Origin of the sequence: Klebsiella terrigena, from assembly GCF_006539725.1 — a bacterium.
In the GTDB taxonomy this organism is placed as follows: domain Bacteria; phylum Pseudomonadota; class Gammaproteobacteria; order Enterobacterales; family Enterobacteriaceae; genus Klebsiella; species Klebsiella terrigena.
Genome location: NZ_BJNO01000011.1, coordinates 34,417 through 60,440, shown reverse-complemented (window position 1 = coordinate 60,440; position 26,024 = coordinate 34,417). Strand labels below are relative to the sequence as shown.

The 26,024-nt window shown below is 59.2% G+C and carries 24 protein-coding genes and 1 pseudogene; 13 read left to right on the top strand and 12 right to left on the bottom strand.

Features of this window, described 5'->3' with window-relative positions; all coding sequences use genetic code 11:
* Positions 1 to 269: 269 nt before the first annotated feature.
* The 5 genes from sapA to sapF are packed head-to-tail and all read left to right on the top strand — an operon-like array spanning position 270 to position 5,585.
* Positions 270 to 1,943, top strand: a complete 1,674-nt coding sequence (gene sapA, locus RTE01_RS13790; RefSeq protein ID WP_052474495.1) for an ABC transporter substrate-binding protein SapA — start codon at positions 270 to 272, stop codon at positions 1,941 to 1,943.
* Positions 1,940 to 2,905 carry a putrescine export ABC transporter permease SapB gene (sapB, locus tag RTE01_RS13785; protein WP_041145208.1) on the top strand — a complete coding sequence of 322 codons (966 nt, stop codon included), beginning with the start codon at positions 1,940 to 1,942 and terminating at the stop codon, positions 2,903 to 2,905. Before sapA ends, sapB begins: the two co-directional genes overlap by 4 nt.
* Positions 2,892 to 3,782 carry a putrescine export ABC transporter permease SapC gene (gene sapC / locus RTE01_RS13780; RefSeq protein WP_123551339.1) on the top strand — a complete coding sequence of 297 codons (891 nt, stop codon included), beginning with the start codon at positions 2,892 to 2,894 and terminating at the stop codon, positions 3,780 to 3,782. The genes sapB and sapC overlap by 14 nt, the downstream gene beginning before the upstream one ends.
* Positions 3,782 to 4,774, top strand: coding sequence for a putrescine export ABC transporter ATP-binding protein SapD (gene sapD, locus RTE01_RS13775; RefSeq protein WP_041145206.1), 993 nt, complete (start codon positions 3,782 to 3,784; stop codon positions 4,772 to 4,774). Before sapC ends, sapD begins: the two co-directional genes overlap by 1 nt.
* Before the next feature lies 1 nt (position 4,775).
* Positions 4,776 to 5,585: a putrescine export ABC transporter ATP-binding protein SapF gene (gene sapF, locus RTE01_RS13770; protein WP_041145205.1), complete on the top strand. Its 810-nt coding sequence runs from the start codon at positions 4,776 to 4,778 to the stop codon at positions 5,583 to 5,585.
* 71 nt (positions 5,586 to 5,656) lie between these two features.
* Here sapF and RTE01_RS13765 read toward each other — a convergent pair.
* The 6 genes and pseudogenes from RTE01_RS13765 to RTE01_RS13740 all read right to left on the bottom strand — a co-directional run bounded on the left by RTE01_RS13765 (position 5,657) and on the right by RTE01_RS13740 (position 11,766).
* Positions 5,657 to 7,033: pseudogene (locus RTE01_RS13765) on the bottom strand (purine-cytosine permease family protein).
* 107 nt (positions 7,034 to 7,140) lie between these two features.
* Entirely contained in the window at positions 7,141 to 8,643 is a 1,503-nt protein-coding gene (locus RTE01_RS13760; protein WP_141335098.1) for an HAL/PAL/TAL family ammonia-lyase, read from the bottom strand.
* A complete protein-coding gene (locus tag RTE01_RS13755; protein ID WP_041145203.1) occupies positions 8,640 to 9,434 on the bottom strand; it encodes an ABC transporter ATP-binding protein in 795 nt (264 codons plus the stop codon). Before RTE01_RS13755 ends, RTE01_RS13760 begins: the two co-directional genes overlap by 4 nt.
* A 1-nt stretch (position 9,435) precedes the next feature.
* Positions 9,436 to 10,167, bottom strand: a complete 732-nt coding sequence (locus tag RTE01_RS13750) for an ABC transporter permease (RefSeq protein WP_134525722.1) — start codon at positions 10,165 to 10,167, stop codon at positions 9,436 to 9,438.
* 9 nt (positions 10,168 to 10,176) lie between these two features.
* Positions 10,177 to 10,896 carry an ABC transporter permease gene (locus RTE01_RS13745; protein WP_041145201.1) on the bottom strand — a complete coding sequence of 240 codons (720 nt, stop codon included), beginning with the start codon at positions 10,894 to 10,896 and terminating at the stop codon, positions 10,177 to 10,179.
* 12 nt (positions 10,897 to 10,908) lie between these two features.
* On the bottom strand, positions 10,909 to 11,766 hold the full coding sequence (locus RTE01_RS13740; protein ID WP_134525720.1) for a transporter substrate-binding domain-containing protein: 858 nt from the start codon (positions 11,764 to 11,766) through the stop codon (positions 10,909 to 10,911).
* 219 nt (positions 11,767 to 11,985) lie between these two features.
* Here RTE01_RS13740 and RTE01_RS13735 point away from each other — a divergent pair, with 219 nt between their 5' ends.
* The 7 genes from RTE01_RS13735 to osmB all read left to right on the top strand — a co-directional run bounded on the left by RTE01_RS13735 (position 11,986) and on the right by osmB (position 18,682).
* On the top strand, positions 11,986 to 12,528 hold the full coding sequence (locus RTE01_RS13735) for a HutD/Ves family protein (protein ID WP_115193016.1): 543 nt from the start codon (positions 11,986 to 11,988) through the stop codon (positions 12,526 to 12,528).
* Positions 12,529 to 12,825: 297 nt separating this feature from the next.
* Positions 12,826 to 13,614: an enoyl-ACP reductase FabI gene (gene fabI / locus RTE01_RS13730; RefSeq protein ID WP_041145198.1), complete on the top strand. Its 789-nt coding sequence runs from the start codon at positions 12,826 to 12,828 to the stop codon at positions 13,612 to 13,614.
* A 206-nt stretch (positions 13,615 to 13,820) separates the two neighbouring features.
* Positions 13,821 to 14,978: a CMD domain-containing protein gene (locus tag RTE01_RS13725; RefSeq protein WP_134525718.1), complete on the top strand. Its 1,158-nt coding sequence runs from the start codon at positions 13,821 to 13,823 to the stop codon at positions 14,976 to 14,978.
* An 80-nt stretch (positions 14,979 to 15,058) separates the two neighbouring features.
* A complete protein-coding gene (locus RTE01_RS13720) occupies positions 15,059 to 16,993 on the top strand; it encodes an exoribonuclease II (RefSeq protein ID WP_123551335.1) in 1,935 nt (644 codons plus the stop codon).
* Positions 16,994 to 17,170: 177 nt separating this feature from the next.
* Positions 17,171 to 17,353, top strand: coding sequence for a YciZ family protein (locus RTE01_RS13715; protein WP_041145195.1), 183 nt, complete (start codon positions 17,171 to 17,173; stop codon positions 17,351 to 17,353).
* Positions 17,354 to 17,425: 72 nt separating this feature from the next.
* On the top strand, positions 17,426 to 18,175 hold the full coding sequence (gene yciT, locus RTE01_RS13710; RefSeq protein WP_041145194.1) for a DNA-binding transcriptional regulator YciT: 750 nt from the start codon (positions 17,426 to 17,428) through the stop codon (positions 18,173 to 18,175).
* A 288-nt stretch (positions 18,176 to 18,463) separates the two neighbouring features.
* A complete protein-coding gene (osmB, locus tag RTE01_RS13700) occupies positions 18,464 to 18,682 on the top strand; it encodes an osmotically-inducible lipoprotein OsmB (RefSeq protein ID WP_032688354.1) in 219 nt (72 codons plus the stop codon).
* A gap of 103 nt (positions 18,683 to 18,785) precedes the next feature.
* Here the strand turns inward: osmB and yciH are convergent, their stop codons facing one another.
* From yciH to pgpB, 5 genes are all read right to left on the bottom strand, one after another.
* The gene (gene yciH / locus RTE01_RS13695) at positions 18,786 to 19,112 is read right to left on the bottom strand and encodes a stress response translation initiation inhibitor YciH (protein WP_041145193.1); all 327 of its coding nucleotides are present in this window, start codon (positions 19,110 to 19,112) and stop codon (positions 18,786 to 18,788) included.
* On the bottom strand, positions 19,112 to 19,849 hold the full coding sequence (gene pyrF / locus RTE01_RS13690) for an orotidine-5'-phosphate decarboxylase (protein WP_123551333.1): 738 nt from the start codon (positions 19,847 to 19,849) through the stop codon (positions 19,112 to 19,114). The genes yciH and pyrF overlap by 1 nt, the downstream gene beginning before the upstream one ends.
* Before the next feature lie 195 nt (positions 19,850 to 20,044).
* A complete protein-coding gene (lapB, locus tag RTE01_RS13685; RefSeq protein ID WP_041145191.1) occupies positions 20,045 to 21,214 on the bottom strand; it encodes a lipopolysaccharide assembly protein LapB in 1,170 nt (389 codons plus the stop codon).
* Between the two features lie 6 nt (positions 21,215 to 21,220).
* Positions 21,221 to 21,529 (bottom strand): LapA family protein, encoded by a 309-nt coding sequence (locus RTE01_RS13680; RefSeq protein ID WP_041145190.1) that lies wholly within the window; start codon positions 21,527 to 21,529, stop codon positions 21,221 to 21,223.
* Between the two features lie 144 nt (positions 21,530 to 21,673).
* A complete protein-coding gene (gene pgpB, locus RTE01_RS13675) occupies positions 21,674 to 22,432 on the bottom strand; it encodes a phosphatidylglycerophosphatase B (RefSeq protein WP_041145189.1) in 759 nt (252 codons plus the stop codon).
* A gap of 164 nt (positions 22,433 to 22,596) precedes the next feature.
* Between pgpB and ribA the strand changes: the two genes are divergently transcribed.
* Entirely contained in the window at positions 22,597 to 23,187 is a 591-nt protein-coding gene (ribA, locus tag RTE01_RS13670; RefSeq protein WP_041145188.1) for a GTP cyclohydrolase II, read from the top strand.
* A 44-nt stretch (positions 23,188 to 23,231) separates the two neighbouring features.
* Here the strand turns inward: ribA and acnA are convergent, their stop codons facing one another.
* Positions 23,232 to 25,904 (bottom strand): aconitate hydratase AcnA, encoded by a 2,673-nt coding sequence (gene acnA, locus RTE01_RS13665; protein ID WP_141335096.1) that lies wholly within the window; start codon positions 25,902 to 25,904, stop codon positions 23,232 to 23,234.
* Positions 25,905 to 26,024 lie beyond the last annotated feature (120 nt).

The window sequence follows — 26,024 nt, the reverse complement described above, 5'->3', positions numbered from 1 at the left end:
TTACCTGGCCAGGCGCACCTCCGCCTGCCGGGCGCTTTGCTGCTGATGCGGAACCCTTTTTTATCGTCGTCCTGCCCCGGAATGAGAATGCCTGGGTGGTTTACGGGATATACTCAAGGTGAAACCCGGCGCGGTCAGGATCGGGCCAGAGCGTTGAGCGGTTCACCGCCAGGCACCGCGGCTAACGACGTCTCAGGACGATAAAGGGGATGAGAAATGTCATTGAATATTAATAAGACAGAGCGTTGCTCTGGAATCATAAAACCACTATGCGCCTGAAACTATGCTCTCTACTGGCAGCCGTATCGATGCTGTGCGGGCAGGCCGTTGCCGCCCCCGCGCTGCCTGCTCACGCCGATATTCGCGATAGCGGCTTTGTCTACTGCGTTAGCGGCCAGGTTAATACCTTTAACCCGCAGAAAGTCAGCAGCGGCCTGATTGTCGATACCCTGGCCGCCCAGCTCTACGATCGTCTGCTCGACGTTGACCCTTATACCTACCGTCTGGTGCCCGAGCTGGCCGAAAGCTGGGAGGTGCTGGACAATGGCGCCACCTACCGCTTCCATCTGCGCAGCCACGTGCCTTTCCAGACGACGTCGTGGTTTAAGCCCAGTCGCGCCTTTAATGCCGATGACGTCATTTTCACCTTTAGCCGTATCTTTAATCGCGACCACCCGTGGCACAACGTTAACGGCAGCAGCTTCCCCTATTTCGACAGCCTTCAGTTCGCCGACAGCGTGGAGAGCTTGCGCAAGCTCGATAACCAGACCGTCGAATTCCGCCTGAAGCGCCCGGACGCTTCGTTCCTCTGGCACCTGGCGACCCACTACGCATCCGTTATGTCCGCAGAGTATGCCGCCCAGTTAACCAAAAGCGATCGTCAGGAGCAGCTCGACCGCCAGCCGGTGGGCACCGGCCCGTTCCAGCTGGAAGAGTATCGCTCGGGCCAGTACGTTCGCCTGCAGCGTCACCCCGGCTACTGGCGCGGCAAACCGCTGATGCCGCAGGTGGTGGTCGATCTGGGCTCCGGCGGCACCGGCCGCCTGTCGAAGCTGCTGACCGGCGAGTGCGACGTGCTGGCCTGGCCCGCCGCCAGCCAGCTGACTATTTTGCGCGACGACCCGCGCCTGCGCCTGACCCTGCGTCCTGGGATGAATATCGCCTGGCTGGCGTTCAATACCGCCAAGCCGCCGCTGGATAATCCGCAGGTTCGCCACGCCCTGGCGCTGGCAATCAATAACCAGCGTCTGATGCAGTCTATCTATTATGGCACCGCGGAAACCGCCGCCTCGATGCTGCCCCGCGCCTCCTGGGCCTACGATAACGAAGCGAAGATAACCGAGTACAATCCGAGCGCCGCCCGCGCCCAGCTCAAAGCGCTGGGGCTGGAAAACCTCACGCTTCGGCTGTGGGTGCCCACCAGCTCGCAGGCCTGGAACCCCAGCCCGCTAAAAACCGCCGAGCTAATTCAGGCCGATATGGCGCAGATTGGGGTAAAGGTGATTATTGTTCCGGTTGAGGGTCGTTTTCAGGAGGCGAGGCTGATGGATATGAACCACGACCTGACCCTTTCCGGCTGGGCCACGGACAGTAATGACCCGGACAGCTTTTTCCGCCCGCTGCTGAGCTGCGCGGCGATTGCCTCGCAGACCAACTTCGCCCACTGGTGCAACCGCGAGTTCGACGAGGTGCTGCAAAAGGCGTTAACCTCGCAGCAGCTGGCTTCGCGCATTGAGGCCTATAAAGAGGCGCAGCATATTCTCGCCCGCGAGCTGCCGGTGCTGCCGCTCGCCTCGTCGCTGCGTTTACAGGCCTACCGCTATGATATGAAAGGTTTGATCCTGAGCCCGTTCGGTAACGCCTCCTTTGCCGGCGTTTCGCGGGAGAAAAAAGACGATGTGAAAAAAGACGACGTCAAAAAAGATGAGGTGAAAAAACCATGATCATTTTTACCCTGCGGCGCCTGCTGTTACTGCTGGTCACGCTCTTTTTTCTGACTTTCGTCGGCTTCAGCCTGAGCTACTTTACGCCGCACGCTCCGCTACAGGGCGCGTCGCTGTGGAACGCCTGGCAGTTCTGGTTCACCGGGCTGCTGCACTGGGATTTCGGGGTCTCCAGCATCAACGGCCAGCTGATTTCACAGCAGCTAAAAGAGGTCTTCCCGGCCACCATGGAGCTGTGCATTCTCGCCTTTGGCTTTGCCCTGCTGGTGGGGATTCCCGTCGGTATGCTGGCCGGCATTATGCGTAACAAGTGGCCCGACACCCTGATTAGCGCCCTGGCGCTGCTCGGCTTTTCGATTCCCGTTTTCTGGCTGGCGCTGCTGCTGACGCTGTTCTTCTCCCTGACGCTAGGCTGGTTCCCGGTCTCCGGGCGTTTCGATCTGCTCTACGAGGTCAAAACGGTAACCGGGTTTGCGCTGATCGACGCCTGGCTGTCCGATTCGCCGTGGCGTCATGAAATGATCGTCAGCGCCGCACGCCATATGGTGCTGCCGGTTCTGACCCTTGCCGTGGCGCCAACCACCGAAGTGATTCGCCTGATGCGCATCAGCACCAGCGAAGTGTACGACACCAACTACGTGAAGGCCGCCGCCACCCGCGGCGTGTCGCGGCGGACGATCCTGCACCGTCACGTGCTGCATAACGCCCTGCCGCCGGTTATTCCGCGCCTGGGGCTGCAGTTTGCCACCATGCTGACGCTGGCGATGATCACCGAAATGGTCTTCAGCTGGCCGGGGCTGGGCCGCTGGCTGATCAACGCGATTCGTCAGCAGGATTACGCCGCCATCTCGGCGGGCGTGATGGTCATTGGCGCGCTGGTCATTACCGTGAACGTGCTATCTGATATTCTGGGAGCCATGGCTAACCCTCTGAAACATAAGGAATGGTATGCCTTACGATAGCGTGTACCTGGAGAAGCGCCCCCCGGGAGCGCTGCGCACCGTGTGGCGCAAATTCTACGGCGACACCAGCGCCATGATCGGCCTGTACGGCTGCGCCGGGCTGCTGCTGCTGTGCGTTTTTGGCGGCTGGTTTGCCCCTTACGGCATCGATCAGCAGTTCCTCGGCTACCAGCTGCTGCCGCCCTCATGGTCGCGCTACGGCGAGGTTTCGTTCTTCCTCGGCACCGACGATCTCGGCCGCGACGTTCTGAGCCGTCTGCTGAGCGGCGCGGCGCCCACCGTCGGCGGCGCGTTCGTCGTCACCTTCGGCGCCTCGCTGTTTGGCCTGGTGCTCGGCGTGATTGCCGGTTCGACCCACGGCCTGCTGTCGGCAATGCTGAACCACGTCCTCGATACCCTGCTGTCGATTCCGTCGCTGCTGCTGGCGATTATCGTCGTCGCCTTTGCCGGACCGCATCTGAGTCACGCCATGTTCGCCGTCTGGCTGGCGCTGCTGCCGCGCATCGTGCGTTCGGTCTATAGCATGGTGCACGATGAGCTGGAAAAAGAGTACGTTATTGCCGCCCGGCTCGACGGCGCCTCAACGCTGAATATTCTCTGGTTCGCGGTCCTGCCCAATATCACTTCCGGGCTGGTGACCGAGATTACCCGCGCGCTGTCGATGGCGATCCTCGATATTGCCGCGCTGGGCTTCCTCGACCTCGGCGCGCAGCTTCCCTCTCCGGAGTGGGGGGCGATGCTCGGCGACGCGCTGGAGCTGATTTACGTGGCTCCGTGGACGGTGATGCTGCCGGGCGCCGCCATTATGATTAGCGTCCTGCTGGTTAACCTGCTGGGCGACGGCATCCGCCGCGCAATTATCGCCGGGGTGGAATAATGCCGTTACTCGATATTCGCAATTTAACCATCGAATTCAAAACCAACGAAGGCTGGGTCAAAGCCGTCGATCGCGTCAGCCTGACCCTGAACGAGGGCGAAATTCGCGGGCTGGTCGGCGAATCAGGTTCCGGTAAGAGCCTGATTGCCAAAGCGATATGCGGCGTAACCAAAGACAACTGGCGGGTCACCGCCGACCGCATGCGCTTCGACGATATCGACCTGCTGCGGCTCTCCAGCCGCGAACGCCGCAAGCTGATTGGCCACAACGTGTCGATGATCTTCCAGGAGCCGCAGTCCTGTCTCGACCCTTCCGAACGGATCGGCCAGCAGCTGATGCAGAACATTCCCGGCTGGACCTTTAAGGGCCGCTGGTGGCAGCGTCTCGGCTGGCGTAAACGTCGGGCGATAGAGCTCCTGCACCGCGTGGGTATCAAGGATCATAAAGACGCGATGCGCAGTTTCCCTTACGAGTTAACCGACGGGGAGTGTCAGAAGGTGATGATCGCCATCGCCCTTGCCAACCAGCCGCGTCTGCTGATCGCCGATGAGCCGACTAACGCGATGGAACCCACCACCCAGGCGCAAATTATCCGCCTGCTGACGCGGCTGAATCAGAACAACAGCACCACTATTTTGCTGATCAGCCACGACCTGCAGATGCTGAGCAAATGGGCGAACAGAATCAACGTCATGTACTGCGGGCAGACCGTGGAATCAGCGCCGAGCGAAGAGCTGGTCACCACGCCCCATCACCCCTACACCCAGGCGTTAATCCGCGCGATCCCCGATTTTGGCAGCGCGCTGCCGCACAAAAGCCGCCTGAACACCATGCCCGGGGCCATTCCGCTGCTGGAGCAGTTGCCGATCGGCTGCCGGCTCGGGCCGCGCTGCCCTTACGCCCAGCGCAAATGCATCGAAGCCCCGCGGCTGACCGGCGCGCGGGCGCATCTGTACGCCTGTCATTTCCCGCTGAACATGGAGAAAGAGTGAAATGGTCGAAACGTTGCTCGAAGTCCGCAATCTGAGTAAGACCTTTCGCTATCGTACCGGCTGGTTTCGTCGTCAGACGGTGGAAGCGGTCAAGCCGCTGAGCTTTACGCTGCGCGAGCGCCAGACTCTGGCGATCATCGGCGAGAACGGCTCGGGGAAATCCACGCTGGCGAAAATGCTGGCCGGCATGATTGAACCCAGCGCCGGCGAGCTGCTGATTGACGACCGTCCGCTGGAATTCGGCGACTACTCGTTCCGCAGCCAGCGTATCCGCATGATTTTCCAGGATCCGTCAACTTCACTGAACCCGCGCCAGCGCATTTCGCAGATCCTCGACTTCCCGCTGCGTCTGAACACCGAGCTTGAGCCAGAGGCTCGGCAGAAGCAGATTATTGAGACGCTGCGAATGGTCGGCCTGCTGCCGGACCACGTCAGCTACTACCCGCATATGCTGGCGCCGGGGCAAAAGCAGCGTCTGGGCCTTGCGCGCGCGCTGATCCTGCGGCCTAAGGTCATTGTCTGCGATGAGGCGCTGGCGTCGCTGGATATGTCGATGCGTTCACAGCTGATCAACCTGATGCTGGAGCTGCAGGATAAACAAGGTATTTCATATATCTACGTTACCCAGCATTTAGGCATGATGAAGCATATTAGCGATCAGGTTCTGGTGATGCATCAGGGGGAAGTGGTGGAGCGCGGCAGCACCGCTGACGTGCTGGCTTCGCCGCTGCACGATCTGACCAAGCGGCTGATCGCCGGCCACTTTGGCGAAGCGCTGACCGCCGACGCGTGGCGCAAAGACGGTAAATAGCCCTTCAATCACCCGGGTAAGGCTGGCGCCTTACCCGGGCCTGTTACTTAGCGGTGCCCGCAGGCGCGTTCTCAGCCCGGAAGTATGGTTTGCGCCGGCAGCACCCGCCGGTCAAAGCGACGCAGCGAGTAGTACAGCAGCCCGGTGGCGAACCAGCCGATAATCCACGACACGTCGTTATCGGCGAATACCCACGTCAAAGAACCGTGGAACAGCGGGTTCTCGATAAACGGCAGCTGGATAAGCACCCCCACCACGTAGATGGTTATGGCGTAAATATTCCAGTAGCCGTAGCGTTTTTTCGGGTCAGACAGCGCGGGAATATCCACGGCACCGGCAGAGATAAGATAGTAATCGGTGAGGCTAATGGCGCTCCACGGAACAAAGAACGCCAGCAGGAACAGCAGGAAATGGGTGAAGTTCTTCAGAAACGCCGGCTCGCTCAGCAGGGCGATAATGCACGATATGGACACCATCAGAACCACGAAGATGAGGCGCGATCGCTGCGATAGCGACGTCTGGCGGCGAAAGCCGGAAACGATGGTGCTCAGCGACATAAAGCTGCCGTAGGCATTGAGCGTCGTGAAGGTGATTTTGCCGAAGCAGATCGCAAAGTAGATAACCATCGCCATCACCTGGCTTTTACCTAATCCCACGATAAAGCTCACTTCATGCCCGGGGAAGGCGCTGCCAGCAATAGCCGCCGTCAGCACGCCCAGGGTCATTGACGCCTGGGTGCCAAGCACCGTCCCGCTAAAGACGCAGAAAAAGGTTTTCGCGCCAGACACGTTGCTCGGCAAATAGCGCGAGTAGTCGGAAACGTAGGGACAGAAGGCTATCTGCCACGACGAGGAGAGCTACACGGCCAGCAGGAACATCGGCAGGGAGAAATGGCTATTCTGCGCGATGGCCGTCAGGTCTGCGGAGAGCAGCAGCGTAATGAACAGATAGGCAAACGCCAGCACGCCGACGATGCTCGCCACTTTGCCCAGCTTATGGATAACCCGATAGCCCAGCACGGCAATGACGATGATAATCGCGCTGAACAGCAGCATGCCGGTGACGTTTGAGACCGACAGCAGCCTTGCCATCGCCTGCCCGGCAAGGACGGTGCCGCTGGCGGAAAAGCCAACGTACATAATGCAGACCAACACCAGCGGCACCACCGCGCCAAAAACGCCAAACTGCGCGCGGCTGATGATCATCTGCGGCAGCCCCAGGCGCGGGCCCTGCAGGGCATGCAGCGACATCACCGCGGCCCCAAGCACCTGCCCCAGCAGCAGACCAATCAGCGACCACACTACGTCACCGCCCAGCACCACGGCTAGCGCGCCGGTGACGATAGCGGTAATCTGCAGATTGCCGCCAAACCACAGCGTAAACTGGCTGAAAGGATGTCCATGTCTCTCGCCTTCGGGAATAAAATCGATCGAGCGCGTTTCCGTTATGCGCTGCTCACTGCCTTTTGACTGCCCATCTGTTGAAGAAAAAGAAGACATAGTTTCCTCGCTATAATCGGTGTTCTTGTTGCGTCGCGTTTTTCACCGACGGTCCGCTATGCCAGCCAGTTCGCCGGCTGTTTTTTAATCGTCGCGACCGCTTTAGCGATTTCTGGGGCAAGCCAGCGATCGTCTTCCCACGTCGCCACGCTTTGCCGCAGCAGCGCCAGGCCGTGGCGGGTGCCCCGCGCCAGCATGTTGATGGGATGGAACTCCAGCGCCTGAGCGGCGAGTAAATACTCGATCGCCAGAATTTGATACAGGTTGCTCAGCAGACGCTGAAGCTTCAGCGCCGAGCCGGTCCCCAGGCTCAGGTGATCCTCCTGCAGACCCGAGGTGACAAAGTTATCGAGCACCGCGGGCTGCGCCAGCTGCTTGTTTTCCGCGCACAGCGAGGCCGCGACGTACTGCGCAATCATCATCCCGGAATTCACCCCCGGCTTTGCCACCAAAAACGCCGGCAGGCCGCTGACGAGCGGGTTAACCAGCCGATCCAGACGCCGCTCGGCAATGGCGCCGAGCTCGGCCATCGCAATCGCCAGCAAATCGCAGGCCATAGCCACCGACTCGCCGTGCGGATGCGCCTGGGAGACCACTCGCCAGCGATCCAGCGTCCCGAGAATCAGCGGGTTATCCGTGCAGGCGTTCAGCTCAACGTCGACCTGCCCCGCCGCGTGCGCGAACTGATCGCGACAGGCGCCGTGGACCTGAGGCATAGAGCGCAGACTCAGAGCGTCCTGGGTACGCACTCCCTGGCTGGCCGCCAGCAGCGGGCTGTCCGTCAGCATCTGCCGTAAGCGAAGGCCGCAGTGCTGCATTCCCGGGCTGGCCTTCAGCGCGAGGATCTCGGCGTCAAAGGCCACCGCCTGCCCGCACAGGGCTTCAAAACTCATGGCACCGGTCACATCGGCCCAGTCCAGCAGCCGGGCGGCATCATCCAGCGCCAGGCAGGCCATGCCGGTCATACAGGGCGTACCGTTGACCAGGCTTAGCCCCTCTTTTGCTCCCGGCGCAATGGGCTCGAGCCCGGCCTGCGCCAGAGCCTGCTCGGCGGGAACGACCTGCCCCTGCCAGCTCACGTCGCCGATCCCCATCAGCGCCAGGCCGATATGTGCCATATGGGTCAGGTAGCCCACCGACCCTTGCGACGGGACCTGCGGCGTAATCTGCAGATTCAGGAAGGCGAGCAGCTGCTCAACGATGGCGCAGGAAATCCCCGACTTCCCGTGGCTGTAGTTGGCGATCGCCGCGCACATAATGGCGCGCGTGTGCGCTTCATCCAGCAGCGGGCCAACGCCGCAGGCGTGGCTGAGCAGGGTGTTGCGCGATAGCTGCCCGAGCTGCTCTTCGGGCAGCGTGATATTGCACAGCGCCCCCAGGCCGGTATTAATGCCGTAGGCTATCTGCCCGGAGTCAATAATGTGCTGAACAATCGACCGGCCCTGGGCAATGCGCTGCCAGGCGCTGTCGCTCAGCGCCAGCGCGGCTTTTTCTCGCGCTACCCGCACGACGTCCTGCCAGCATAACGGGGCGTCGCCCCACAGCACGCGTTCGCTCATACTGGCTGCCCCGGCTGATGGTGGCTGGAAATAAACTGCTGAAAACGCGGCGATGCGTGTGAACCAAAGAGCGCGTCCGGCGGGCCGTCGCAGTCGATCGTCCCCTGATGCATAAACACCACGCGGTTGGAGACGTGGCGGGCAAATCCTAGCTCATGGGTCACCACCAGCATGGTGCGCCCCTCTTCTGCCAGGCTGCGCATCACTTTCAACACCTCACCGACCAGCTCCGGGTCCAGCGCCGAGGTCGGCTCATCGAAAAGCATCACTTCCGGATCCATTGCCAGCGCACGGGCGATGGCCACCCGCTGCTGCTGCCCGCCGGAGAGCTGTGCCGGGTAGAAGTCCTTGCGGTTCAGCATGCCAACGCGATCGAGCAGCTGCTCCGCCTGTTCAATACACTCCTGCTTACTGCGTTTTAAAACGTAGTGCGGGCCTTCGATAACATTTTGCAGTACCGTCATATGCGACCACAGGTTGAAGCTTTGAAAAACCATCCCCAGCCGCGAGCGGAGGCGCTCAATCTGCTTCGGGTTGGCCGCCAGACGGTGGCCGCGGGCATGATGCTTCATCTCGATGGTTTCACCGCCGACGCTGACCACGCCCGCATCCGGCGTTTCCAGCAGGTTAATGCAGCGCAGGAGCGTGCTTTTTCCTGAACCGCTGGCGCCAAGGATCGAAATCACATCGCCTTTTTGCGCCTGGATAGAAATCCCCTTTAACACCTCGAGCGAACCAAAGGATTTGTGGATGTCGCTGACTGACAGCGTCACGGGACGGGAATCGTGCATACTACTCTCCTTTAGCGGCGGTATTGAGTGAAACGGTGGCAGGGTTTTGCCGGGTGTGCGGCGTCAGGCGACGCTCCAGCAGGGCATAAAGCTGCACGATAATAAAGTTAAGTAGCAGGTAGATCGCTGCGGCGCAGAGAAAGACCTCCATCGTCCGGTAGGTTCGTTGGATAATCTGCTGCGCCACGCCGGTGACGTCCCATACCGTGACCAGGCTGGCCAGCGCCGTCGATTTCACCAACAGAATCGCTTCGGTGGAGTAGGCCGGCAGCGCGTAGCGCAGCATCACCGGGGCGACAATCCTGCGCAGCAGCAGGAAGCGCGACATTCCGCAGGCCTGGCCGGCCTCAATCTGGCCGATGGGAACCGCCAGCAGCGCCCCGCGCAGGATTTCGGCCGTATAGGCCGCAGTGCACAGAGCCAGCGCCAGCACCGCGCAGATGAACGGCTCCCGCAGCAGCGGCCATAAAAAGCTGTGGCGGATAACGCCGAACTGCCCCAGCCCGTAGTAGATCAGAAACAGCTGAATCAGCAGCGGAGAGCCGCGAAAGATCAGAATGTAGCCTTTCGCAAAACCGCTCAGCAGCGGCCAGCGGCTCATCCGCAGCGCCAGCACGCCCAGCGCCAGTACCCCGCCGCAGATAAACGAGCTGATAAACAGCCCCAGCGTCACCGGCAGTGCGGTGCAGAGTTTTAAAAACGTGTCGCTGAGGAAGGCGAAGTCGATAAACATAGATTCTCCTTAGGCCTGAGCCGCCGCGCGGCGGGACCAGGCCCGATTGAGACGAATTTCCGCCCGAATAAATGCCCGGTTAGAGAGTAACGTCAGGAGCAGGTAGCAACCGCCGCCAATCAGGTAGAACAGGAAGTATTCCCGGGTGGATCCGGCGGCTATCTGGCTGGCGCGCATCAGCTCCACGATCCCGGTAACCGAAACCAGCGCCGAGTCCTTCAGGCTCATTTGCCACACGTTGGACAGCCCCGGCAGCGAGTAGCGCACAATTTGCGGCAGCATAATCCGCTGGAAAATGCGCCAGCGCGGCATGCCGATGGCCAGCGCCGCCTCAACCTCACCCGGCGTCAGCGCCAGACGCGCCGCGCGATAAACTTCGGCCTGATAGGAGGCGGAAATGAGGCCGATAGCCAGCGAACCTATCAGGAACGGCGGGATTTCAATAAAACCATCGGCGCCAAACAGCTGCCCTACCCACGACACCAGCCCCGACCCGCCAAAATAGAACAGGTAGATAACCAGCAGCTCAGGGATGCCGCGAAACACCACCGAATAGGCCGAGCCAAACCAGCGGGCCGGCGCTCGGGGCGACAGCTTTGCGGCGGCAATGATGCCCCCCACTACCGCCCCCACCGCAAGCGCGGCGAGGGACAAAAGAAGCGTTGTCAGTGTTGCGCTAAGGATGACCGTCCCCCAGCCGTTCTCACCAAAACTCAGCAGACTTGCCATCTTCAACCTCGCTTATGGGGTGACGTCACTCTTAAACCATTTTTCACTCAGCTTTTTCACCGTTCCGTCGGCCAGCGCGGTCTGAATTGCCGCATCGAGCTTCGCTTTCAAATCGGCATCCGCATGGCGAACGCCCATCGCTTCGCCTTCCCCCCAAATGGGGCCGCTCAGCTGCGGGCCGCTAAAGTTCAGGTTGCTATTTTCCGGGCGCGCCAGCGTGGTATTGGCAAAGGTAATATCGTCAAACACCGCATCAATACGCTCGGACTGCAGATCGAGAATCGCATCCGCCGAGCTGTTGTATTCACGAATGTCCGCGATATCTTTGAAATACTTGTCAATAAACGGCGTATAGACGGTACCGGAGGCGATACCAATGGTTTTCCCTTTTAGCGCCGCCCGCAGCGGCGCAATCGCCGCCTGAATCTCTTTTTCGTCATCGTGGAGCTTGATGGTGTGGCCGGCGCCGGTCGCTGGCGGCAGCAGCGTGCCTTTTACCGCAATAAATGAGGCCGGCGTGGCGGCATAAGGCTGCGTGAAGGTGACCACCTGCTTCCGCTCAGGGGTGATCACAATGGCATCCATAATCACGTCGTATTTGCCCGCGTTCAGGCCGGCGATCATCCCGTCCCAGTTTTGCACCACCAGCTTGCACTCAATCCCCATGCGCTGGCAGAGATTTGCCATCAGCTCGGGTTCGAATCCGCTCAGCTTCCCTCCCGGCAGCGTCAGGTTCCAGGGCTCATACCCTCCTTCGGTCGCGATGGTAATCGACTTCCACTCCTTCGCATTGACCGATCCACCGCAGAGCAATAGTCCAGAAAACAGGGCTGACAGGCAGGTCTGACGAAAGGTGATGCTCTGATTCATGATTGATTCTCCTGATGCCATTAAAATAGTTGCCGTGCGGCTGCTGCCAGGCGGGTACAAATCGCAGATGACAGATCATGTATATACAAGCATTGACAATTCCATACACTGTTCCGATGATGGATTTGTGAACCAGGCTGTAAATAATTTGTAATTGAATTGAAAACTAGATGTATCAAAAAATTTACATGTATTCACATATAAGGTGGTATGCCCGCGATGATTATGCCCTTTACATTTTCCTCCCTGCCCGTCACGCCGTGGAAAAACGGCGGCGGCGAAACCCGTGAAATCGTCAGCGTGCCGTCGCCTGATGCGCCGTTTCTCTGGCGGGCCAGCATCGCCACTTTACAAAGCGACGGGCCGTTTTCGGCTTTTCCGGGCGTAGATCGGGTGATAACGCTAATAGACGGCGGTTCGCTGTGGCTGCGCGGCGGAGATATCGCCCATCACCTGCACCTGTGGGAGCCATGGGCCTTTGCCGGCGAATGGCCGCTGGCCAGCGAGGGGATTGCGCAGCCGGGGCTGGACTTCAACATCATGACCCAGCGTAGCCGGGCCACGGCGCAGGTGAGCGTGGTATCCACCGCGCGGCGGCCCGGCGCGGCGGGTGTCGCCTGGGTGCTGCAAGGTCGCTGGCAGTTGGGGGAGCAGCTGCACGCTGCCGGGAGCGGCATCTGGTGGCAGGATACGCCGCCGGGGGAGCTTCTCCCGCACTCCGCCGACGCCAGGCTGCTGCTGGCGAGCCTGAGCGTACGTTAGCCGCATTTTGCCCGGAGAACGGCGCCGAACGCCCGCGATATCCGGTGATATACTGGAGAGTACGCGATGGCAGGGATACGATAAGCCGCCTGCGCTGACCGTGAAGGTTGACGCCCATGAACGCAGCGGTAGCGCCGATGTCGCCCGCGGGATGTCGGCTATTGCTGAAAAATAGCGTGACACAGGGGGTCGTCAGTGGGATATAATTCTCGGCTAAATTTGAGTTATTTTGAAATAACAACACTAACTACATGATTGTTAAAGTAAAAATAAGCAATAACGATAAGGATTAAAGCTATGGGTTTTCTTTCCGGTAAGCGCATTCTGGTGACTGGCGTTGCCAGCAAACTGTCCATCGCCTACGGTATTGCGCAAGCAATGCACCGTGAAGGGGCTGAACTGGCGTTCACCTATCAGAACGACAAACTGAAAGGTCGTGTGGAAGAATTTGCTGCGGCACTGGGTTCCAACATCGTACTGCCGTGCGACGTGGCTGAAGATGAGAGCATTGAGTCTCTGTTCACCGAACTGACCAAAGTATGGCCGAAATTCGACGGTTTCGTTCACTCAATCGGTTTCGCACCGGCGGATCAGCTGGACGGCGACTACGTTAACGCGGTAACCCGTGAAGGTTTCAAAATCGCTCACGACATCAGCGCCTACAGCTTTGTGGCGATGGCGAAAGCCTGCCGCGAGATGCTGAACCCAGGCTCCGCCCTGCTGACGCTCTCCTACCTGGGCGCAGAGCGCGCAATCCCTAACTACAACGTGATGGGCCTGGCTAAAGCGTCTCTGGAAGCGAACGTACGCTACATGGCGAACGCGATGGGTCCGGAAGGCGTGCGCGTCAACGCCATCTCTGCTGGTCCGATCCGTACTCTGGCAGCATCCGGGATTAAAGATTTCCGTAAAATGCTGGCCCACTGCGAAGCCGTCACCCCGATTCGTCGTACCGTGACCATCGAAGATGTCGGCAACAGCGCAGCGTTCCTGTGCTCTAACCTCTCTGCGGGCATCTCCGGTGAAGTGGTTCACGTTGACGGCGGCTTCAGCATTGCCGCTATGAACGAGCTGGAACTGAAATAAGTTCTTTGCCCTCCTCACGCCCGTGAGGAGGGTTTTACTCTGCTGCTGCTGACGACCTTTTGCGCCATCTCTCCCGCTCTGTTATTCCAATCAGCTATTTGTTAGCACGTATCAATATTTTCTCCTGCTCCAGGGTTACGCCAGGATAGTTATGCATAGATGGCCCACAGAAGTGCGGCCGGACACATATCGATCAAGGAACGCCCATGGAGCAACGCCGCGTGTATGGCAAAAACCACTGGTATCACGAGACCCAGTCAACAATCTGCCCGGTGGATGTATTACCGCTCGTCCCTGAAGCCGCGTATGTCGAAGACCGTTTTTTACTCGACCTGACGTTGCCCGCAGAGCTGCTCCACGCGCATGCGGGCTGGCTGGCGCCGGCACGATGTTTGGCCGACGCGCTCTTTCCGACCTCCGTGACGGCGAATCGTCTGCAAACTTTTAGCGCCTACGACCGCCTGAGCACGGCGCTCACCGTCGCGCAGGTCTATGGCGTGCAGCGGCTGTGTAACCACTATGCGGCGCGCCTGGCGCCGCTGCCTGGCCCGGACTCATCCCGCGAGAGCAATCGTCGTCTGGCGCAGATCACGCAGTATGCGCGCCAGCTGGCCAGCTCGCCCTCGGTCATTACCTCCCTCTCCCGCAGCCAGCTGGACGAAGTGGGCTTAACCAGCCGCGATATTATCCTGATTAACCAGATTATCGGTTTCGTTGGCTTCCAGGCCCGCGCAATCGCCACCTTCCAGGCGACGCTGGGCTTTCCGGTGCGCTGGATGCCGGGAATGCCGCAGCAGGAGGATGCGCCGGCAGAAGGCTTTGCCGCCGCGGACGCCGACTGGCTGGCCGACGTTAACGACAGCGACCTGCGCTACGCTGACGACGATCGCCAGGCACGGCTGGTCAGCTGGCAGCAACATCCCGGCCTCGCCGAGCTGGCGCCGCTGCTGGCGGTACATGATGCTATCCTCAGCGCGCAGGATGAGCTGCTGACCCGACTGAGTGAAAATCAGCCGTTTGCGCCGCTGGTCGCGCTGATTGCGGCGCGGATCAACGGCAGCGTCAGCTGCTTTAACGCCTGGGCGCGAGAATGGTCCGCCTCGCCGACGTTTCCTGAGGCGCTCCGCCACGACGATCGTGCGCTTCAGGCGTGGGGCGAAAGGCATCAATCCGAACGCGCAATCTATCTGGCGGTGCAGCTGTTAACCCGCTCCCCCGACCGCTTCAGCGCCGCTCAGCTAACGCCCCTCACTGAATACGGGCTTTCCCGAACTCAGGTTATCGATATTCTGGCCTGGTGCGGGCTATGCGGCTGGATCAACCGGCTGAAAATCGCCCTCGGCAATGTTGGTCAACGGACGTAAAATGCCAAACAGCGCTTGCTGCAACAGGCATAATCGCGTAAAAATGACAGCCGCTCTTTTAGCCACGAAAATACCAAATTATGTTTCAGGACAACCCGCTGCTAGCGCAGCTTAAACAGCAACTGCATTCTCAGACTCCTCGCGTTGAAGGGGTCGTTAAGGGTACGGAAAAAGGCTTTGGCTTCCTCGAAGTTGACTCGCAGAAAAGCTATTTCATTCCGCCGCCGCAAATGAAAAAAGTGATGCATGGCGATCGTATTACCGCCGTGGTCCATACTGAAAAAGAACGTGAAAGCGCGGAGCCGGAAGAGTTGATCGAGCCTTTCCTGACGCGTTTCGTTGGTAAAGTGCATAAGAAAGACGATCGCCTGTCTATCGTTCCCGATCATCCGCTGCTGAAAGATGCCATTCCGTGCCGCGCCGATCGTAGCGTCAGCCACGATTTCAGCGAGGGTGACTGGGCGGTTGCCGAAATGCGCCGTCATCCGCTGAAAGGCGATCGCGGCTTCTACGCCGAATTAACCCAGTTCATCACCTTCAGCGACGACCATTTCGTGCCGTGGTGGGTGACCCTGGCGCGTCATAATCTGGAAAAAGAAGCGCCAGACGGCGTGGCTACAGAGATGCTGGACGAAGGGCTGGAGCGCCGCGACCTGACGGCGCTGGCGTTCGTGACCATCGATAGCGCCAGCACCCAGGATATGGACGATGCGCTGTATGTGGAAGCCGCCGCTGACGGCAAGCTGCAGCTGACCGTCGCGATCGCCGACCCGACCGCCTGGATCGCCGAAGGCAGCAGGCTGGACGACGCGGCAAAAATCCGCGCCTTCACCAACTACCTGCCGGGCTTTAACATCCCGATGCTGCCGCGCGAGCTCTCCGACGACCTGTGCTCGCTGCGCGCCAACGAAACGCGCCCGGTGCTGGCCTGCCGCATGATCCTCTCGGCCGACGGTACGATTGAAGATGATATTGAATTCTTCGCCGCCACCATTGAGTCGAAAGCAAAGCTGGCCTACGACAACGTCTCCGACTGGCTGGAGAATAGCGGCAGCTGGCAGCCCGAAAGCGAAGCCATCGCGCAGCAGATTACCCTGCTGCAGGACCTGTGCCTGCGCCGCAGCGAATGGCGTAAAACCCATGCGCTGGTGTTTAAGGACCGTCCGGACTACCGCTTCGTGCTGGGTGAGAAAGGTGAAGTGCTGGATATCGTTGCCGAGCCGCGCCGTATCGCCAACCGCATCGTTGAAGAGTCGATGATTGCCGCCAACATCTGCGCCGCTCGCGTGCTGCGCGACCGTCTGGGCTTTGGCGTTTACAACGTGCATACCGGCTTCGATCCGGCCAATACCGAACAGCTTGCCGCGCTGCTGAAGACCCATGACGTGCACGTCGATCCGCAGGAAGTGCTGACCCTTAACGGCTTCTGCAAGCTGCGCCGTGAGCTGGACGCACAGCCTTCCGGCTTCCTCGATAGCCGCATCCGTCGCTTCCAGTCCTACGCCGAAATCAGCACCGAGCCGGGCCCGCATTTCGGCCTTGGCCTCGAAGCCTACGCCACCTGGACCTCACCGATTCGTAAGTACGGCGATATGATTAACCATCGCCTGCTGAAAGCCATCATTAAAGGTGACACCATCGCGCGCCCTAATGATGACGTAGCGGTGCAGATGGCAGAACGCCGTCGACTGAACCGGATGGCCGAACGCGACGTTGGCGACTGGCTGTACGCGCGCTATCTGAGCCCGAACGCCGGCACCGATACGCGCTTTGCGGCGGAAATTATCGATATCAGCCGCGGCGGCATGCGCGTGCGCCTGGTTGATAACGGCGCGGTTGCCTTTATTCCGGCACCGTTCCTGCACGCCGTCCGCGATGAGCTGGTCTGCAGCCAGGAAAACGGCACCGTGCAGATTAAAGGTGAAACCGTCTACAAGGTGACCGACGTTATCGACGTCAAGATTGCCGAAGTCAGAATGGAAACGCGCAGCGTGATTGCCCGGCCGTTCGCCTGATATTGCCCCTCAGCGGCTCCCGACTCAGGGAGCCGTTCTTTTAGCCAATCCCCGTTCCCCGCCCGCGCCTGCGCTAAAAACCTCCCGATGAGATAGGTTGTGCGATCTTTTCACTTCTCTTTTGCATCCGTTTTTTGCATCATTGATTTCATTCGCTTTTGTAACCAGGATAATACTATGTCTGATCTGAATGCCCGCCTGCTCGCCCAACGTATCGATACCGTGCTGGATATTCTGGTTGCCGGAGACTATCACTCCGCGATTCATAATCTGGAGATCCTCAAGGCGGAGCTGCAGGCTCTTGCTAACGATGAGCCGGAAAGCAAGCCCGGTCAGCCGAAAGCCCCCTGGGAAATCTGACAGCCCTTCGCGCCGCAGCCGACCGTACAGCGTCGATTGCCCGTAAAATAGCCCCCTAACTGTGATGTTGCTATGAACGCCCGACAACAAAGTATTTTGCAAATGGTCATCGATAAAGGCCGCATGAGCGTGGCCGATCTCGCGAGAATGACCGGTGTCTCTGAAGTGACCGTACGTCAGGATTTGAATCTGCTGGAAAAGCAGAGCTATCTGCGTCGTACCCACGGTTTTGCCGTGCCGCTGGATAGCGAGGACGTAGAAACCCGCATGATGACCTATTTCGCCATTAAGCGTGAGCTGGCTATGCGGGCCGCTGAGCGGGTTTCGTCCGGCGAGACGGTATTTATCGAAAACGGTAGCTGCAACGCCCTGCTCGCCCGGACGCTTGCCGAGCGTGGCGATATCACCATCATTACCGTCAGCAGCTATATTGCTCATCTGCTGAAAGAGACGCCTGGCGAGGTGATCCTCCTCGGCGGGATCTACCAGAAACGTAGCGAGAGCATGGTCGGTCCGCTGACCCGGCAGTTTATCCAGCAGGTTCATTTCAGCAAAGCGTTCATTGGCATCGACGGCTGGCAGCTTGAGACCGGGTTTACCGGGCGGGATATGATGCGGGCGGACGTGGTTAACGCGGTGCTGGAGAAAGGCTGCGAGGCCATTGTGCTCAGCGACAGTTCAAAATTCAGCGTCGTACACCCTTACCCGCTCGGTCCGGTTGGGCGCTTTGATCGCATCATTACCGATAGCAACCTGCACGATACCGCTCGTCAGCAGCTGGCTGACAGCGGTTTAACCGTCGATATCGTCAACGTCGCCTGATCTGCCCCCTTCTTCTATTCCTTTCTTCGTCGCCCACTCAGGTGGGCGCAGGCCGCACCGCCCCACGTCTGAGAGTATTCTGAGCCGCCAATTCAGACTTTTTACCTGCCGGTAAAGTTTAAAAAAAGTAGAATTATTGTTAGCGATATAACAGGAAGTGACTATCACCCGCGTGATTAAAGTAACACCTGCGCAACTAAACTTCATGGAATAGCCCTTAACGCATAGTTCACGCTATGCTTTAAAGGAAGTTGTATCCATGAATAGATTATTCAGGAGAAAAATATGATGACTTCAATGAGCAAAAAAATGGCTGCAGCAGTTCTGGCTGTAACAGTGGTAATGTCCCTGAGCGCGTGTTCTAACTGGTCAAAACGCGATCGTAATACCGCCATTGGCGCCGGTGCTGGCGCGCTGGGCGGCGCGGTATTAACCGACGGCAGCACCCTGGGTACTCTGGGCGGCGCAGCGGTCGGCGGGATTATCGGTCACCAGGTAGGTAAATAAGTTTTAAATCAGTTCAAATAAAAAATAACTGCTCGCAGATTTTCTGACTTACGCACCGGAAAAAATCAGGGCCACGGTATTTACCGTGGCCCTGTTGTTATTATCAGCCGCCGGCCAGCTTGACCTTCATGCCCTTAGCTTCGAGCAGCGATTTTATCAGGTCGCGCTTATCACCCTGAATTTCAATCACCCCCTCTTTTACCGATCCGCCGCAGCCGCATTTCTTTTTCAGCTCAGCGGCCAGCTTCGCCAGCGCGTCATCGTCCGCGTCAATGCCGACGATCAGGCATACGCCCTTACCTTTACGGCCGCTGGTCTGGCGCTGAATACGCACCACGCCATCGCCTTTAGGGCGCTCGACAACCTGCTTCGGCTCATCGATACGTCCGCTCTCCGTCGAGTAAACCAGACGGCTGTTAGAATCGGTCATTAGGCCCCCTTGTTCAGCGATGCATTAATCTGGCGTAAGGTCGCCGCCGGGTCGGCAGACTGCGTCACCGGACGGCCGATAACCATATAGTCCACGCCCGCGGCCTGCGCCTGCTCCGGCGTCATAATGCGGCGCTGGTCGCCCGCATCGCTGCCCTCGGGACGAATGCCGGGGGTCACCAGCTTAAAGGCCTGGCCCAGCTCCTGTTTGAAGCGCGCCGCTTCCTGCGCCGAGCAGACGACGCCATCAAGGCCGCAGCGTTGGGTCAGCGCCGCCAGCTTGGCCGCATGGTCGGCCGGAGAGAGCGTAATACCCAGCTCCTGCAAATCACCGGCTTCCATGCTGGTCAGCACGGTGACGGCAATCAGCAGCGGCGCATCTTTGCCAAACGGCAGCAGGGCTTCGCGCGCTGCGGTCATCATCCGCGCGCCGCCGCTGGCATGGACGTTGACCATCCAGACGCCAAGCTCGGCCGCCGCCGCAACGGCATGCGCGGTGGTGTTAGGGATATCGTGAAATTTGAGATCGAGGAAAACTTCGAAATTACGCTGGTGCAAATCGCGGACAAACTGCGGCCCCAGCAGCGTAAACATCTCTTTGCCAACCTTGAGGCGGCAGTCCCGCGGATCGATGCGGTCGACGAACGCCAGCGCCTTATCGCGGTTATCATAATCGAGAGCCACAACAACGGGAGAGGATGTGACAACGCGAGAAGAAGATGTAGCAGTAGACGTCATGACCAGACCTTAATTGTTGATGGGCGCCGGGCTCGGCGCAAAAAAGGTAAACGGGCAGCATTCTACCTGCGATAAGGGGAAAATAACAGGCTGCGTTTCAGCACCTGCCGGACGATGGCGGCGCAATGGCCCAACGACGGCGCGGTGCAAAAAACCATCAGGATGTTGTAACTAAAGAAGGGCTTTTTTTAAATCTTACTGGCCGTCAAGGCCGCGAATCGGTTTGATGGTGGACCACGAGCGGCAGGACGGGCAGTGCCAGTAGAGGCTGTGGGCGGTAAAGCCGCATTTTTGGCAGCGGTATCGCGGCTTGCTGCGTACCTGCTCACCAACCATATTGCGCAGCACGCCGAGGCTCTCTTTCGCGCGCCCCTCTTCCGCTTCGTTAAGGTGGTAGTCCATCAGCTTATGGAAAACGCGCATCGTCGGATGGCGCTCCAGCTGACGGGTGACGTAGCTTTGGGCGGCTTCAATCCCCTCGCGCTGCTCGAGGATCTGCGCCAGCATCAGCTCGGCGGTCGCGCCGGTATTTTCATCGGCGCAGCGGCGGAGAAACGCTTCCCACTCGTCGATTTTACCCAGCTGCTGGTAGCAGGTCTGGAGCATTTCGAGGGTCTCGCCGACCAGCTCTTTGTCCTGATTGATCACCCGTTCCAGGCTTTCGACCGCCTTCGGATAATCGCCCTTTTCCATCCACACCCGGCCCATCATGATCGACACCCTGGCGCTGTTGCGATCGGCCGCGGCGCCTTTTTTCAACAGCGACATGGCCTTTTCCATATCGCTGTTTGCCATCTGCTGCAGCGCCAGCTCGCACCAGAAGTTGGCGATATCGCCGCGATGCTTCTCTTTGCCGAGCTTCACCAGACGTTCGGCTACATCAATGGCGGACTGCCAGTCGCTGGTGGCCTGATAAATCTGCAGCAGCTGCTGCAGCGCGCTGAGGCGAAAATCGGTTTCATCCACCAGCTGTTTGAACATGTCCTCCGCGCGGTCATACAGGCCGGCGGCCATATAGTCACGTCCCAGCTGCTGCACGGCAAGCAGGCGCTGATCGTAGGTCAGCGAGGCGCTTTCCATCAGGCTTTGGTGAATGCGGATAGCCCGGTCAACCTCGCCGCGGGAGCGGAACAGGTTGCCGAGAGTCAGGTGAGCTTCAACGGTGCCGGTATCCTCTTTCAGCATATCGAGGAACAGATCCACGGCTTTATCCTGCTGATTGCTCAACAGGAAGTTAACCCCGGTCACATAATCACGTGACAGGCGGCTAGCGTCGTCCTGTTTGGACTGTTGTGCACTTCTGCGCCCCATATACCAGCCGTACGCGGCGGCTACGGGCAAAAGCAGAAACAACAACTCCAGCATAAACGATTATTCCTTCACCGCAGGGGTACCTGCGTCGACTGGCGCTACGCCCGCTGGCGCAATCTGATGCTCAAGGCGCTTAACTTTGCGCTCGGCGCGAGCCAACGAGACGCGAACCCGCAGCCAGAAAAGGCCGCAAATCAGCCAGCCAATAGCAAACCCTGCCGCGAAGAGCACCGCCAGCAGCGTTGAAATACGGAATTCACCCTGTGCGAGTAAATAGTTGAACGTAACCAGTTGGTCATTTTGCGCACCCAGCGTCACGGAGATGACGAAGATCGCGAGTACCAGTAAGAAAATGAGTAAATATTTCACACTACTTCCCGTTATGTGGGTTGCGCGAAAAAATCCCGCGTTCAGCCCTATAAAGTATCATTTTCGCTGCAGCGGTGGAATGGAAAAGCACGACACCACTGCAGGATATGGGGCCGTATGGCGCGAAAAACAACGTTAGCCCCGTTATTGCGTCCGTTTCTTAATATCCTGCGTCTCTTCCCCAGGCGGCGTCAGCGGGCCACACAGCCGCTGGGTCAGCCAGGTGGCCAGCGTCACCAGCAGCCAGGAGATAAGCGTGGCAACGAGCAAATCCTGCGGCCAGTGCATTCCCAGCGCCAGACGGCTCCCCATCACCGCGGTGGCCCAGACCATCAGCAGCGCAATGGTCAGCCAACGGCGGCGCGGCCACAGCAGCCCCACGCCGAGCAGCGCCCAGCTGGCCGCAAACATGGTGTGTCCGGATGGAAAAGCAAAACCGGTCTCTTTCTGCCAGTGTTTGCGCAGGAATTTAGGGATCCCCTGCTCCTGAACCAGCTGTTCATGCACCAGTTTAGCGCGTTCTTTGCGTTTTAACGCGTAGAATTGATCGACCGGAACCTGCTGCGTTTTTTCCAGCCAGATAACGAAGGGACGCGGCTCCTGCACCTGGCCTTTGATCCAGGACTTAATGCCCTGTCCGAGCAAAATAGCCGCGGCCAGAATCATAAACAGCACCACCGCGGCCCGCAGGCGAAAGCGCAGGCACCACAGGAACCAGCCGCAAAGGATCGTATGGGTGATGATGCCCCACGGCTGAGTCACGCTCTCGGTAACCCAGTACAGCAGCTTTAACCCCTGCTGCGGAAGTCCAGGATGCCACTTCCAGCCGGTGAGCCAAACCACTGCGGGCATAATCATTAATAGTGCCGCACCGGTGGCGGTTCGTCTGGCAATCGACAGCATTTCATCTCCTTAATCCTTTCTGCCGACTATCATAACGGAAAGTGGTTCGTTTGTGCGCTTTACGCGCAGGCAGCAGTGCGTAATTAGGAGAACCTCACGGCATTGTGGCAAAATAGCGGCAAACAGAAAGCACATTCAGGTGCTGACAAAGTCTGGAGAATCACATGCAGCTTAAACGTGTGGCAGAAGCCAAACTGCCAACCCCATGGGGCGATTTCCTGATGGTGGGTTTTGAAGAACTGGCAACCGGGCAGGATCATGTCGCGCTGGTTTTCGGCGATATTTCGGGCCAGGCGCCCGTCCTGGCTCGCGTACACTCTGAGTGTCTGACGGGCGATGCCCTTTTCAGCCTGCGTTGTGATTGCGGTTTTCAGCTGGAAGCGGCGCTGTCGCACATCGCCGAAGAGGGTCGCGGGATCCTGCTGTACCATCGTCAGGAAGGCCGCAACATTGGCCTGTTAAACAAAATCCGCGCCTACGCCTTACAGGATCAGGGCTACGACACCGTAGAAGCGAACCATCAGCTCGGCTTTGCCGCCGACGAGCGCGACTTTACGCTGTGTGCTGATATGTTCAAGCTGCTGAACGTTGAACGCGTCCGCCTGCTGACCAACAACCCGAAAAAAGTAGAAATTCTGACCGAAGCCGGGATCAATATCGTGGAACGCGTGCCGCTGATCGTCGGACGCAATCCGAAAAATGCCCACTATCTGGATACCAAAGCCGCCAAGATGGGGCATCTGCTGAATAACTGATTCGGCAGGATAAATTCAGGGCCAGCGATTGCTGGCCCTTTTTTTTACAGCATATTGCGGATCACATAGTGCAGAATGCCGTCGTTCTGATAATAGGTCAGCTCCGTGGCGGTATCGATACGGCAGCGGCAGGCAATCACCTCCTGCTTCCCGTCCGTCCGCGTCAGGGTCACCGGCACCGTTGCGCCGGGTTCTAACGCCTGCAGCTGGCTGATATCAATCCGCTCTTCACCGGTGAGCCCCAGCGTTTTGCGGGTTACGCCCTGCGGGAACTCCAGCGGTAAAATCCCCATGCCGATCAGGTTAGAACGGTGAATACGTTCAAAGGATTCGGCGATCACCACCCGCACGCCGAGCAGACGCGGGCCCTTCGCCGCCCAGTCGCGGCTGGAGCCGGAGCCGTACTCTTTCCCGGCAACCACCGCCAGCGGCGTCCCCTCATCCTTGTAGAGCATGGCCGCGTCATAAATCGCCACCGGCTCGCTGCCCGGCAGGTGTCGGGTCATGCCGCCCTCAATGCCCGGCACCATTTCGTTACGAATACGGATGTTGGCGAACGTCCCGCGCATCATCACCTCGTGGTTACCGCGCCGGGATCCGTAGGAGTTAAAGTCGATACGCTCAACGCCGCGGTTTTGCAGATAGCGTCCGGCGGGGCTTTCCGCCTTGATGCTTCCCGCAGGCGAGATATGATCCGTGGTCACCGAGTCGCCGAGCATCGCCAGAATCCGCGCGCCGCGAATATCCTCTACCGGTTTGGGCTCAACGCCCATCTCATCGAAGAACGGCGACAGGCGGATATAGGTTGAGTCGCTCTGCCAGTCATAGGTATCCGAACGCTCGACGCCAATGGCCTTCCATTCAGGCGTGCCTTCGAAGACCTCGGCATACTCTTTATGGAACATCTCGGTGGAGACCTGCTCTACCGCCCGCGCAATCTCCAGGCCGCTCGGCCAGATATCCTTCAGATAGACCGGCTGACCGTCTTTGCCGACGCCCAGCGGGTCGCGGGTGAGGTCAACGTTCATATTGCCGGCCAGCGCGTAGGCCACCACCAGCGGCGGCGAGGCCAACCAGTTGGTTTTCACCAGCGGATGAATGCGCCCTTCGAAGTTGCGGTTGCCGGAAAGCACCGCCCCTACGGTCAGGTCGCCCTTTTTAATCGCCTCTTCAATCGGCTCCGGCAGCGGACCCGAGTTACCGATACAGGTGGTGCAGCCATATCCCACCAGGTTAAAGCCCAGCGTATCGAGATAAGGCGTCAGTCGCGCATGCGCGAGATAATCAGAAACCACCTTCGATCCCGGTGCCAGCGAGGCTTTGACCCACGGCTTCGGCTTCAGGCCGAGCTCCACCGCTCGTTTTGCCAGCAGGCCGGCGGCCATCAGGACGCTGGGGTTGGAGGTGTTGGTGCAGGAGGTAATGGCGGCGATGGCCACCGCGCCGTCCGGCAGCGAATACTGCTGTCCGTTCAGCGTATAGTCGACCGGCCGTTTGTCTTTCTGCGCGTGGTTGACCTCCAGCTCGGTGCTGGCCGCAAAGGCTTTCGGCACATCACCCAGCGCGACGCGGTCCTGCGGGCGCTTCGGCCCGGCAAGGCTTGCTTCTACCGAGCCCATGTCCAGCGCCAGGGTGCTGGTAAATACCGGCTCATCGCCGGTCAGGCGCCACATGCCCTGCGCTTTGGCGTAGGCTTCCACTAGCGCCACCTGCTCTTCACTGCGCCCGCTCAGGCGCATATAGCTGAGGGTCACCGCATCGATCGGGAAGAAGCCGCAGGTTGCACCGTACTCCGGCGCCATATTGGCGATGGTTGCCCTGTCCGCCAGCGGCAGCGAATCCAGGCCGTCGCCGTAAAATTCGACAAACTTACCCACCACGCCGTGCTGGCGCAGCATCTGGGTGACGGTGAGCACCAGGTCCGTCGCGGTGATCCCTTCGCTTAATTTACCGGTCAGCTTAAAGCCGACGACGTCGGGGATCAGCATCGAGACCGGCTGGCCTAACATTGCCGCTTCAGCCTCGATGCCGCCTACGCCCCAGCCGAGCACGCCGAGGCCGTTAATCATGGTGGTATGCGAGTCGGTGCCGACCAGGGTATCGGGCCAGGCAAACCATTCGCCGTTATGCTCTTCGCTCCACACGGCCTTGCCGAGATACTCGAGGTTGACCTGGTGGCAAATGCCGGTACCCGGCGGCACTACGCTAAAGCGGCTGAACGCCTGCTGCCCCCAGCGCAGGAACGCGTAGCGCTCGTGGTTACGCTCCATCTCCAGGCGAACGTTCTCCTCGAAGGCGTCATCGTTACCAAAGCGGTCTACCGTCACCGAGTGGTCAATCACCAGATCGACGGGGGAAAGCGGGTTAACCTTAGCGGTATCGCCTCCCAGGCGTTTTACCGCTTCGCGCATAGCGGCGAGGTCTACCACCGCCGGCACGCCGGTGAAATCCTGCATCAGAACACGCGCCGGGCGATAGGCAATCTCCCGATCCGCATGGGCCTGCTTGAGCCAGGCGGCCAGGGCGTGGATATCCTCTGCGGTGACCGAGTCACCGTCCTGCCAGCGCAGCAGGTTTTCCAGCAATACTTTGAGCGATTTCGGTAACCGGGTCAGATCGCCCAGTTCTTTAGCGGCCAGCGCGAGGCTGTAGTAGTGGTAGGTTTTATCATTGACCTGTAGCGCGTCCTTACTGGCTTCTCGTAGGGTTGACGACATAGCTCCTCCTTTATCTCAGGGATGGCATGCCCTGATGCTCCTCAGGGTTTATATTAAAGATAACACATACCAGGCATAACACTTTGATAACAACCCGAATTGCTAAAATCGGCAAAACCG

Excerpts from the sequence above, each read along its gene's own strand:
- fabI (WP_041145198.1), top strand. The coding sequence starts at position 12,826 with ATGGGTTTTCTTTCCGGTAAGCGCATTCTGGTGACTGGCGTTGCCAGC.
- sapA (WP_052474495.1), top strand. The coding sequence starts at position 270 with ATGCGCCTGAAACTATGCTCTCTACTGGCAGCCGTATCGATGCTGTGC.
- RTE01_RS13740 (WP_134525720.1), bottom strand. The coding sequence starts at position 11,766 with ATGAATCAGAGCATCACCTTTCGTCAGACCTGCCTGTCAGCCCTGTTT.
- yciH (WP_041145193.1), bottom strand. The coding sequence starts at position 19,112 with ATGACCGATTCTAACAGCCGTCTGGTTTACTCGACGGAGAGCGGACGT.
- pgpB (WP_041145189.1), bottom strand. The coding sequence starts at position 22,432 with ATGCTGTCGATTGCCAGACGAACCGCCACCGGTGCGGCACTATTAATG.
- sapB (WP_041145208.1), top strand. The coding sequence starts at position 1,940 with ATGATCATTTTTACCCTGCGGCGCCTGCTGTTACTGCTGGTCACGCTC.
- yciT (WP_041145194.1), top strand. The coding sequence starts at position 17,426 with ATGAACGCCCGACAACAAAGTATTTTGCAAATGGTCATCGATAAAGGC.
- RTE01_RS13760 (WP_141335098.1), bottom strand. The coding sequence starts at position 8,643 with ATGAGCGAACGCGTGCTGTGGGGCGACGCCCCGTTATGCTGGCAGGAC.
- RTE01_RS13725 (WP_134525718.1), top strand. The coding sequence starts at position 13,821 with ATGGAGCAACGCCGCGTGTATGGCAAAAACCACTGGTATCACGAGACC.
- RTE01_RS13745 (WP_041145201.1), bottom strand. The coding sequence starts at position 10,896 with ATGGCAAGTCTGCTGAGTTTTGGTGAGAACGGCTGGGGGACGGTCATC.
- RTE01_RS13715 (WP_041145195.1), top strand. The coding sequence starts at position 17,171 with ATGTCTGATCTGAATGCCCGCCTGCTCGCCCAACGTATCGATACCGTG.
- osmB (WP_032688354.1), top strand. The coding sequence starts at position 18,464 with ATGACTTCAATGAGCAAAAAAATGGCTGCAGCAGTTCTGGCTGTAACA.
- ribA (WP_041145188.1), top strand. The coding sequence starts at position 22,597 with ATGCAGCTTAAACGTGTGGCAGAAGCCAAACTGCCAACCCCATGGGGC.
- RTE01_RS13755 (WP_041145203.1), bottom strand. The coding sequence starts at position 9,434 with ATGCACGATTCCCGTCCCGTGACGCTGTCAGTCAGCGACATCCACAAA.
- RTE01_RS13735 (WP_115193016.1), top strand. The coding sequence starts at position 11,986 with ATGATTATGCCCTTTACATTTTCCTCCCTGCCCGTCACGCCGTGGAAA.
- pyrF (WP_123551333.1), bottom strand. The coding sequence starts at position 19,849 with ATGACGTCTACTGCTACATCTTCTTCTCGCGTTGTCACATCCTCTCCC.
- RTE01_RS13720 (WP_123551335.1), top strand. The coding sequence starts at position 15,059 with ATGTTTCAGGACAACCCGCTGCTAGCGCAGCTTAAACAGCAACTGCAT.
- lapB (WP_041145191.1), bottom strand. The coding sequence starts at position 21,214 with ATGCTGGAGTTGTTGTTTCTGCTTTTGCCCGTAGCCGCCGCGTACGGC.
- sapC (WP_123551339.1), top strand. The coding sequence starts at position 2,892 with ATGCCTTACGATAGCGTGTACCTGGAGAAGCGCCCCCCGGGAGCGCTG.
- sapF (WP_041145205.1), top strand. The coding sequence starts at position 4,776 with ATGGTCGAAACGTTGCTCGAAGTCCGCAATCTGAGTAAGACCTTTCGC.
- sapD (WP_041145206.1), top strand. The coding sequence starts at position 3,782 with ATGCCGTTACTCGATATTCGCAATTTAACCATCGAATTCAAAACCAAC.
- acnA (WP_141335096.1), bottom strand. The coding sequence starts at position 25,904 with ATGTCGTCAACCCTACGAGAAGCCAGTAAGGACGCGCTACAGGTCAAT.
- RTE01_RS13750 (WP_134525722.1), bottom strand. The coding sequence starts at position 10,167 with ATGTTTATCGACTTCGCCTTCCTCAGCGACACGTTTTTAAAACTCTGC.